The sequence below is a fragment of the Microbacterium sp. P2_F9 genome (assembly GCF_056403635.1).
In genome coordinates this window covers 1-10,029 of the sequence record NZ_JBFUFC010000142.1, presented here as the reverse complement: position 1 = coordinate 10,029, position 10,029 = coordinate 1, and the positions used below count along the sequence as shown (strand labels likewise).

General features: G+C 69.9%; 9 protein-coding genes. 2 read left to right on the top strand and 7 right to left on the bottom strand.

Annotated elements, in window-relative coordinates; translation table 11 throughout:
• From AC1DVT_RS14190 to AC1DVT_RS14160, 7 genes are all read right to left on the bottom strand, one after another.
• A partial coding sequence (locus AC1DVT_RS14190; protein WP_477389694.1) for an aldehyde dehydrogenase family protein occupies window positions 1-1,584 on the bottom strand: 1,584 nt, incomplete at its 3' end.
• 81 nt (window positions 1,585-1,665) lie between these two features.
• Window positions 1,666-3,075 (bottom strand): MFS transporter, encoded by a 1,410-nt coding sequence (locus AC1DVT_RS14185; protein ID WP_477389693.1) that lies wholly within the window; start codon window positions 3,073-3,075, stop codon window positions 1,666-1,668.
• A gap of 61 nt (window positions 3,076-3,136) precedes the next feature.
• Complete coding sequence (locus AC1DVT_RS14180) at window positions 3,137-4,402, bottom strand: kynureninase (RefSeq protein WP_477389692.1); 1,266 nt, start codon at window positions 4,400-4,402, stop codon at window positions 3,137-3,139.
• Window positions 4,392-5,375, bottom strand: a complete 984-nt coding sequence (locus tag AC1DVT_RS14175) for a hypothetical protein (RefSeq protein ID WP_477389690.1) — start codon at window positions 5,373-5,375, stop codon at window positions 4,392-4,394. Before AC1DVT_RS14175 ends, AC1DVT_RS14180 begins: the two co-directional genes overlap by 11 nt.
• 3 nt (window positions 5,376-5,378) lie before the next feature.
• A complete protein-coding gene (gene kynA, locus AC1DVT_RS14170; protein WP_477389689.1) occupies window positions 5,379-6,254 on the bottom strand; it encodes a tryptophan 2,3-dioxygenase in 876 nt (291 codons plus the stop codon).
• A gap of 62 nt (window positions 6,255-6,316) precedes the next feature.
• Window positions 6,317-7,444, bottom strand: coding sequence for a polysaccharide deacetylase family protein (locus tag AC1DVT_RS14165; RefSeq protein WP_477389687.1), 1,128 nt, complete (start codon window positions 7,442-7,444; stop codon window positions 6,317-6,319).
• 75 nt (window positions 7,445-7,519) lie between these two features.
• On the bottom strand, window positions 7,520-7,777 hold the full coding sequence (locus tag AC1DVT_RS14160) for a glutaredoxin family protein (RefSeq protein ID WP_457099962.1): 258 nt from the start codon (window positions 7,775-7,777) through the stop codon (window positions 7,520-7,522).
• Between the two features lie 143 nt (window positions 7,778-7,920).
• On the opposite strand from AC1DVT_RS14160, the gene AC1DVT_RS14155 reads away from it, so the two are divergent.
• A complete protein-coding gene (locus tag AC1DVT_RS14155) occupies window positions 7,921-9,066 on the top strand; it encodes a glycosyltransferase (RefSeq protein WP_477389686.1) in 1,146 nt (381 codons plus the stop codon).
• A gap of 72 nt (window positions 9,067-9,138) precedes the next feature.
• Window positions 9,139-10,029: AI-2E family transporter (locus tag AC1DVT_RS14150; protein ID WP_477389684.1), on the top strand; the 891-nt coding region annotated here is incomplete at its 3' end.

Genomic DNA, 10,029 nt, shown 5'->3' with positions numbered 1-10,029 from the left:
GTCGAGCAGCAGTGCGTTGTGGACGATGCCCATGCCGCTCTGCACGTCGTCGATCGTCCCGCCGGGGAACGCGCCCCAGCTCATCGTCGGCGTGAGGAAGATGAACGCGGTCCAGGCGTTGACCGCGATGCCGCCGTACCGGAGGGCAACGAGCGCCCGCTCGAATCCGTCGCCGAGGGCAGCCTCGGTGACCGGGTCGATGAGGACGTTCGCACCAAGGGTGCCGGTGAGTTTGTCGTTGGCGTGCGCGACGGCGCGATCGAGGAACTCCTGGCCGTTTCCGGCAAGCTCGACGATGCCGAGCACGGGGGCGAAGTATTCGGTCGTCTCCAGCGCGGTCGCGTCGTCACCCGCGCCGACCTCGACGATCGCCCTGGTGCCGTCGGCCGACCAGGCTGCCTCGGGATAACTGGATGCCGCGGCCGCCAGACTCGCGTCCGCCTGGGGGTACCAGACCGACCGCCGCGGAGCTGCATCGTATGCCGTGCGCAGCGCGGTGAGGAACGCCTCGCGCTGCGGCCAGTCCGAGCTCAGGAGGACGACCTGCCCCGCGATGCAGTTGTGGCCGCTGTTCTGCAGCCGCATGGTCGCGACATGCTCGGCGTGATACCGCAGATCCGCGTCGGACCACTGTCCGGGCACGATGATGATCGGCGAAACCCCGCCGAGCTCGGCGGTGATCGGCTTGTCGAGCTGCGGGGTGCCGTCCTTGCGGCGGCGCGCGGTGGCTGCGGCGCCCGCGCCCGACGCGGGGCCCCACACGATGGTGTCGAACGTGCGCGCCGCACCGGTGATGTGCACGTGGTCGATGCCCGGGTGTGCGGTCAGATGTGCGCCGACCTCGCCCCCGCCGCGGACAATCCGGAGGAAGCCGAACTCGATGAGCGGCGCGAATCCGCGCTCGAACACCGGTACCAGGACGTCCTGGGTCGGGTTGACCTTGAGGATCACCGTGCGGTTGGCCGCGAGCAGCTCGTACAGCACATCGAGGACCGGGATGGAGGTGACGTTCCCCGCTCCGAGGACAAGCCCGACGCCACCCGACCGGGTCGGCGTGAGCTGCCCAAGGCCGGCCGTGCCCCGCGCTTCGCGCTCGGTCACGCCCGGCTCGAACCACACCTCGCCGGTGTAGCCCGACAGCAGCAGGCTGTCCACCGGGGTCAGCGGGAACACGTGCGCCCGCACCCGGTTGTGCGAGGCATCCGTCTTCACTCCATCGAGGGGGCTGCCGCCCTTCGCGAGCTTGCGCAGCGAGTCGCGGTAGGCGTCCAGCGCGACCAGCGTCGCGTAGGGACCGCCGAGCCACTCCTCGCCACGGAGCGGATGCCCCGGCTCGATGCCCTTCGACGTCGAGGCGACATCGGCCCACTCCTCGGCGACGGACGACACCGTGTCGTGTAGGCGCTCCATGAGCCGGGCGCGCTGGTCGAGGGTCAGGTGGGTCCAGGTGTTCGCGCCGGCGCGAAGATCCGCGATGGCGGCGTCGAGCGCTTCCTGAACGGGCGCGGCGAGGGCGTCGGCCTTCTTCCGGGGCTTTCCGGCCTGGAGGGCAGGGGCGTCGGTGGCTTCAGCGGTGGGCGGCACGGCGCTCTCCTTCGGGCAGGGGTGGGTAAAGCTTACGTCGCGCGACTGCGCGGAGTCTGGGACTGAGTCCCGGTGCTGGTGCTACCGCGTTCCGGCGTCGATGTCGGCGCGACGCAGTCGGTAGCGGCCCAGCGTGAGCAGGCTGAGCGCGATCAGGATGGCGGGGGCCAGGCTGAAGCTCACCACGATGCCGGCGACCGCGGCGTCGGGCTGGGTCACCGCCTGGTTCGCGGTCGAGGACACGTAGCCGGTGACGGCGAGGATGATCGCGAGCGTCGTCGCGCCCAGCGCGAAGCCGATCGTCTCACCGGCGGTCCACAGCCCGCTGAAGGCGCCGGCGCGACCGGGGCCGTGGGTCTGCTCGTCGTGCGAGATGACGTCGGGGAGCATGGCCATGGGCAGCGACTGCATGCCGGCGTAGGCGATGCCGGCGAGTCCGACGGGCAGGTAGACCCACTCGCCCGGCGCCCACAGCAGGCCGAGGATCGACAGCGCCGCGATGGCGAAGATGACGCTCGCGATCGCGAACGCCCGCTCCTTGCCGATGCGCCGGGCGACGACTCCCCACACCGGGGCGGCGAAGAGCGCGGGCGCGATCAGGGCGACGAACAGCAGCGTGACGGCTGCCTCGGAGTGCAGCACCCAGGTGGCGACGTACTGCGCGCCGGCGAGCATGAGGCCGGTCGCCAGAGCCTGCAGCACGAAGGTGGCCAGCAGGGCCCGGAACGGGGCGCTGCGGCGGAAGGCGCGGATGCTCGCGGCATAGTGCTCGCGGATCCCTGCGGTCGACTCGGATTCAGGCTCGACCGCCTGGGCGGCAGAAGTCGCCCGCACCGGTCGGCGGGCGACCGTCGTCGCGATGAGCATGCCGACGGCGATCGTGAGGCCCGCGACGATGCCCATCACGAGGTAGCCGGTCACCGGATCTCCGGTGGCACTGCGCAGCGCCGGACCGCCCGCGCCGAAGAGCAGGATCGCGAACGTGAGCACGACCACCCGCCAGGTGAGCAGGCGCGTGCGCTCGTCGTAGCTCGGGGTGAGCTCGGCAGGCAGGGCGATATAGGGCACCTGGAAGAGGCTGAACGCGGTCGCGGTCGCGGTGAACGCGATCAGCACCCAGAGCCCGCCGACGACCGGGCCGACGGCCGGCGGCACGGCGAAGGTCAGCGCGAAGAACAGCGGCAGCGCGAGCGCACCGATCAGCATGAGCCGACGTCGACTGCCACGGCGGGCGAGGTCGCGATCGGTGAGCGCGCCGATGACCGGGTCGATGATGACGTCCCAGACCTTCGCGATGGTGATGACCGAGCCGGCGACGAGGGCGGCGACGCCCAGCGAATCCGTCAGGTAGTAGGTGAGCACCAGGCCAGGGAGAGTGGCGAATCCCCCGGTGCCGAGGGAGCCGATCGCGTAGCGCGCGATCGTCCCCGGTGACAGGCGATGGGAGGTGGATGCCGGCGCTTCGGGCGCGCGAGAAGCGTCAGTGCTCATCAGGACAGTGTAGGTCGGGCGACGCGCGCGCCCTGGCGGCGGGATGGGGTGCCGGGCGGGGCTATTGGGCCTGCATCGCCCTCGCGATCGCCTGGATGCCGTCGAGGGTCTCGGCGAAGCTCGTCGTCAGCGGCGAGAGACCGATCCGCAGCCCGTCGGGGTCGCGGTAGTCCGGGATGACATCGCCCTCCCAGAGCCGTGCCGTCACGGCGCGCATCGAGGGATGGGAGAGGGTCACATGTCCACCGCGCCGAGCCTCGTCGCGCGGGGACGCCACCGTGACGCCCAGGGGAGCGAGCAGCTCGTCCGAAGCGCGGAGCGCGAACGCGGTGAGCGCCACCGATTTCTCGCGGATCCGGCCGATCCCGGCATCCGCGATCATCGCGAGCGTGTCCTGGAGGGCGAGCATCCCCACGATGGGCGGCGTGCCAGACAGGAAGCGGCGCATCCCGTCGGCGGGACGATAGGCCGGCCCCATGGCGAAGACGTCGGCGGTGCCCATCCAGCCTTGGATCGGCTGGGCGAGCCGGTCCTGATGGCGGGCCGCGACGTAGGCGAAGGCCGGTGAGCCGGGGCCGCCGTTGAGGTACTTGTAGGTGCATCCGACGGCGAGATCGAAGCCCCAGTCGTCGGCCTCGACGGGCACCGACCCGGCGGAGTGACAGAGATCCCAGACGATCAGGGCACCGGCTTCGTGGGCGATCGCGGTGAGGGCTGCGGCGTCGGCGAGGTAGCCCGAGCGGTAGGCGACATGGCTGAGCAGCACCACGGCCGTCTCGTGGCCGACCGCGACCGACAGCGCGGCGGCGTCGACACYGGCCGCGCGGTCGACCTCGATCCACCGCACGCGCCCACCGCGCTCTGCGGCGATCCCCTCGACGAGATAGCGGTCGGTGGGGAAGTTGTCGCGGTCCACGACGATCTCGCAGCGCGCGGGATCGAGTGCCTGCTGCGCGTCGAACGCGGCGCGCACCAGCTTGTACAGCAGCACCGTGGTCGAGTCTGCGACGACGGTCTGGCCCGGCGCGGCGCCGATCACCGCGCGTCCGATCGTGTCGCCGATCTCGAACGGCAGCCGCATCCAGGACTCGTCCCAGCCGCGGATGAGGCGCCCGCCCCACTCCTCACGCACGAACCTGTCCAGCCGCTCCGCGGTCGCGACCGGCGGCCGGCCGAGGGAGTTGCCGTCGAAGTACACCAGGGGCGTCTCGGCGCCGACGAAGCGGGCGCGGAACGATCGCAGCGGGTCGGCGGCGTCGAGGGCGGATGCCACTGCGCGGAGTGCGGCGACATCGATGATCGGGCTCGTGCCTGCGTCAGTGCTCATCGTGCACGAGCTCTTCCTCGGGCACCACGGTCGCTCCCGCCAGCCACGCGGCCACATCCTCGAGCGACTTCGGTACGGCGCCGGGGATGAACGTCGCGACGGCGTGTGTGCCCCCACTGCCGGGCCAGGGGTCGGTGAGAGCGTCGACGAGCGCGCTGCCGCGCACTCCCGCAGCGTCCAGGGCGGCGAGCTCTGCGAGCTGGATGCCGGGCACACGGTCGCCGTTGCCGAGATCCGTGCCGTAGAGCACTCGGCCGCCCGCTTCCACGAAGGCGGCCAGATTCGCCTGGGCAGTCGCCGCCGCGCCTGCGTTGTCTGCATGGATCGACAGCGTCGAGATCCAGCGCTGACCGGCGGCCGCGGCACGCGCGAGGGCGTCGGGCGAGACGAGTTCCGAGAACGGCGTGTGCGCGAGCACGTCGACCCCCTCGGCGATCGCGAGCTCCGTCATTCCGGCGCCCTCGACGTGCGCGACGACCGGCAGCCCCCGCTCGCGAGCGGCGGCGACGATCGCGCCGAGGGTCGCTGTGTCGAACACCGGCCCGACCGCCGCGTTGAGGGCGACCTTGATGACGGATGCCCCGAACACCGCCTGCTCGTCCACCGCGGTGGCGGCGCCTCCGGCGACGCCGGCGTGGGTCGAGGCATCWTGCACCTCCCGAGCGATCGCCGGCGGCGCCCACGACCGCCCGACCGGGTAGCCGCCGGGGGCGGTCAGGAGCGCCCCCGCATACGCGATCCGCGGAAAGCCATCGCGCGGACGGCGTGCGAGTTCCACCGGGTCGCCGCCCAGGTCGATGGCCGCCGCGATGCCGTGCGAGGGGAGTGCCTGCACGTCGATCAGGTGGAGGTGCACGTGATGGTCGGTGAACGGGGGGAGCGCCACCCCGTGCTCACCGGTGATCGCCCGCCGGCAGAGCGCGGCCGTGGGGCCGAGGAGCGCGCGGAGGGCGAAAGGATCAGGCTGCGGCATCCGTCATGCTCCTGTCGTGTTCCCGCCGATTTCCGTTCGCACGGCGAACAGCTCCGGGAAGAACGTGAGCTCCAGTGCACGCTGCAGGAACGGCACGCCGCTCGAGCCGCCGGTCCCGGTCTTGAAGCCGATGATGCGCTCGACGGTCTTCAGATGACGGAAGCGCCACAGCTGGAAGTTGTCCTCGAGGTCGACGAGCTCTTCGCAGGTCTCGTACGCGGCCCAGTGCTCCTGGGGGTTCTCATAGATGGCGGCGAAGACCGGTACGAGGGCGGGCGTGAAGGTCCATGCCTGGGTGACGTCCCGTTCGAGCACGTCGGCCGGGATCGGATAGCCGGCGCGCGCCAGCATCCGCAGGAACTCGTCGTAGAGGCTCGGCGCCGAAAGCGCCGCACTCACCAGGGCATGCGCGGCGGGATCGGAGGCGAATACGCGGAGCATCCCGGCGTTCTTGTTGCCGAGGGTGAACTCGACGGCCCGGTACTGCGCGGACTGGAAGCCGCTCGCGTTGCCCAGCACCCCGCGGAACTGCGCGTACTCAGCCGGCGTGAGGGTCGCCAGGACCGACCACTGCTCGGTCAGGGTGCGCTGGATGTGCTTGACCCGCGCGATGCACTTCAGCGCCGGGGCGAGCTGGTCGTCGCGCAGCAGTCCGCAGGCTGCAGACAGCTCGTGCAGCACGAGCTTGAGCCACAGCTCGGTGGTCTGGTGCTGCACGATGAACAGCAGTTCGTCGTGGTGCTCCGGGCTGGACAGCGGCCGCTGGGCGGACAGCAGCGTGCCGAGGTCGAGATAGCCGCCATACGTCATGCGATCGGTGAAGTCGGTGACGACCGATCCCTCGATCGCCCGTGTGTTCCGCTCGACGCCATCGCCCACGGCTTTAGCCTAGTGAGCGCCTCGAGCGCGCGCGGGGAGCTCCGACCGGATGCCGCGGCCGGTCAGCCGATCAGGTTGACGACAGCGTCCAGGCCCATCCCGTAGTTGATCCGCACCACCGGAAGGGCGAGTTTGTCGGTGCCGATCGAGACGTAGCCTGGCTCGATCGTCCGCGCCATCTCGAAGCCCGCCTGAGTGACGCCCTGCTTCGCCGTGTCGTTGTAATGCCCGTAGGGGTAGGCGATGACTTCCTTGACGCCAAGGATCGCGGCCGAGGCCTCGAGGTCGGCGGCGATCTGGTCAGCCGTCCAGTTGACCATCCGGCCCTTGCCGTTGTCGCCCGCCTGATGCATGTCGTGCGTGTGCGAACGCCGCAGGACATATACGTTCGGCGGCGGATCCTGGCGGTAGGCGGTGATCATGAAAGACGTCGTCAGCACGCGGTACTTCTCGACGATCGGTGCCGCCAGGTCGAACCAGGTCTGGTCGGCATCGTCGTCGGTGACGATCACGGAGTGGTTGGGCAGGAAGAGTTGCCCGTCGATGAACGCGGCGAGTTCATCCCAGGTGGGCAGGTAGAAGCCACCGGTCGCGATGTGGTTCATGTGCGCGTCGAAGTCGCCGATGTACGCGTAGTTGCCCCGCAGCCAACCATCCTCGCCCTCAGGGCGGGTCGTGAACTGGTGGTACATCATGATCGGGATCCGCGCGTTCTCCGCGACGTTCGCCTCGGGGGTGGTCCACGCTCCGTAGAGCGTAAGCTCACGGTCCGGGCATGCGACGGGCTCGGAGCCGTTGACGCGGCCGACGACAGCCAGCGCCGCGGCATCCGTCGGTGTCCCGTACCAGCCGGCGAAGACGGCACCTTCACGCTCGGGGACCGGCAGCCCGACGTAAAGGGCGCCCTGGGTCTGCAGCCGCGGCGCGTCCGCGATCGCGTCGCCGGCGAAGCTCACCGCGCACGCGTTCGGGTCCGTGGTGGTCGCCAGCAGCTGCTCGGAGGGAGTCAGGGGCGTCGGCGTCGGGGTGGGCGTGACAGACGGGGAGGCGGATGCCTCGGCATCCGGTGGTCCCGGTTCGGCGGCGCAGGCGGCGATTCCGGTGAGCAGCAGGGCGACCGCCAGGATGGCCGGAATGCGCGCGGCACGGCGAAGGAGAATTCGCGCGCCGGCGCTGGTCTGGTCGTTCACGGCATCGTTTCCCCGGTGAGGCGTATGCCGCCCCCAGCGGACACGCGATACCGCCAGAGTACCCGTGTGCGCGGGTCAGACGATCGCGAGCTCGCGCAGCTTCGCCTCGACGTCGGCGTTCGACGGTTCGACGTGGTGGCTCGCGTCCGGGTACACCACCACCGGGATCTGGGTGCGGCCGGAGATCTCACGCGCCACATCGGCGGCGGCCGGATTGGCGATCAGGTCCACGTACTCATAGGCGACGCCGAGCGTGTCGAGCTGCTTCTTGGTGCGGACGCAATCGCGGCACCAGTCGGCGCCGAACAGGGTGATCGAGGGAGCGGAAGTCATCCTTCCATTCTCCCGCAGGCAAGCTGGGCGACTCCCGCACGTGCGACGAACGGAAATACCCAGCACGCGCGGTTCCTGAGCGGTTTCGATGGATTCTCCAGGCGCTTTCCGTCGGGCGACACGCCGTGCGACCATGGTGCGCAGTGCAACTCTCGATCATCGTCCCGACCTACAACGAAGCTCCGAACGTCTCGGAGCTGGTTCGCCGCGTCTCGGCGGCGGTCGACGGGATCGATGCCGAGGTCATCTTCGTCGACGACAGCACCGATGACACCCCCGAAACCGTCCGGGCAGTCGCCGCCACTGCGGCCCTCCCGGTGYGTCTGATCCATCGCGACAAAGGCAAGGGCGGCCTCGGCGGCGCTGTGCTCGAGGGCTTCGCCGCAGCCGAGTCAGATGTGTGCGTCGTCATCGACGGCGACCTGCAGCATCCACCCGAGGAGATCTCCACGCTCTGGCACCGCTACGCGCGCGGAGACGTCGACATCGTGGTGGCGTCGCGCTACACGAGCGGCGGAACGGCGGGCGGGCTCGCGGACCGCACGAGGGTGCTTGTCTCAAAGGTCTCGACGGCGCTCACGCGGGCGATGTTCCCGATCCGGCTCAAGGACGTCAGTGACCCGATGACCGGGTTCTTCCTCGTCGACCGACGCGTGGTCGACCCGGAGGCGCTCACCCCCCGTGGCTTCAAGATCCTGCTCGAGATCCTCGCCCGCACGAATGTGCGGATCGCCGAAGTGCCGTTCACGTTCGCCGATCGCCACGCCGGCGAGTCCAAAGCATCGCTGCGACAGGGAGTGCACTTCGTCACCCAGCTCACCGCGCTGCGCTTCGGGAAGATGTCCCTGTTCGCCTTCATCGGAGCGCTCGGCGCCGTGGCCAACCTCGCGATCATGTGGGGTCTCACCCACGTCGGCGTCGAGTACATCGTCGCTGCGATCATCGCGGCGGAGACGACGATCCTCGGCAATTTCCTGCTGCAGGAGCGCTTCGTATTCCAGGACATGCGCGGCGCGGCATCCGGTGTCGGGTCGCGGTTCGCGAAGTCATTCGCGTTCAACAACGCGGAGGCGCTCATCCGCATCCCGATCATCGCGTTGATGGTGGAGAGCTGGCACTTGTCGAGTGTGATCGCGGCCGCAATCACTTTGATCGTCGCCTTCTTCGCAAGATTCGTGTTCCACTCGCTCGTTGTCTACGCCCCCGCCAAGCCGGGTATCGCGCCGAGCCGGGCACGCCACCTGGTCGAGGAGCTCGACGCCCAGGCCATGCAGCCAGGAGAGCTGTAGTCGCAGAGACTCTCGCGCAAATCACCCGCGAGGGAGCAGGCCGCACGCCTGCATCGGCCGGACAATGGCGCAATGACAGATGCGACGCACCCGAGCGCCGAACCGACGCCTCCCCGGGGAGACACCCCCGCGGAGGGTGCCGGGCCCGCCCCGGAGCTCGCCGCGCCGGCCCCGCGCGAGCCGATGTGGCAGAAGGTGCTCGCCGCGATCGAGCGGCCGGGCACGGCCGGATTCCTCGCCACGATCGGCGTGCTGCTCGCACTCGTCCTCGGTGGCGCGGTCCGCTCGATCACGCTGATCCTGATCTACATCGTGCTCGGGCTGTTCCTCGCCCTCGCGCTCGACCCGATCGTGCGGATGCTCGAGCGGCGCGGCCGGAAGCGCGGCACCGGGATCACGCTCGTCTTCGCGGGCTTTCTCGTCATCGTCGGGTTCTTCACGATCTTCCTCCTGCCGCCGGTGGTCAATCAGATCGGTCAGTTCATCGCCACAGCGCCCGAGGCGATCCTCGGGGTGCAGGAGGGGGAGTGGTTCGCGCAGCTGACTCCCGATGCGCAGGCCGCCGTCTCGGCCGCGCTCATCGAACTGTCTGCCACGCTTTCCAGCCCCGAGTTCATCGCCGCGATCGGCGGCGGGGCGCTCGCGCTCGGCCTCGGACTCGTCTCATTCATCACCGGCGCCATCATCGTCATCGCGCTGACGCTGTACTTCCTCGCGTCGCTGTCGGACATGAAGAACGCGCTCTACGCCCTGGCGCCCGCCCGCAACCGGCCGCGCCTGGCCGACATGACTGAGCGGGTCACCGCTTCAGTGGGCAGCTCGATCATCGGGTCGGTCATCCTGGCCGGCCTCAACGCCGGCACCGTCTTCGTGCTGCACTGGGTGATCGACCTGCCGTTCGCCGCCCTGATGGCGGCCGTCGCGTTCGTGATCACGCTGATCCCGCTGTTCGGTTCGGTGATC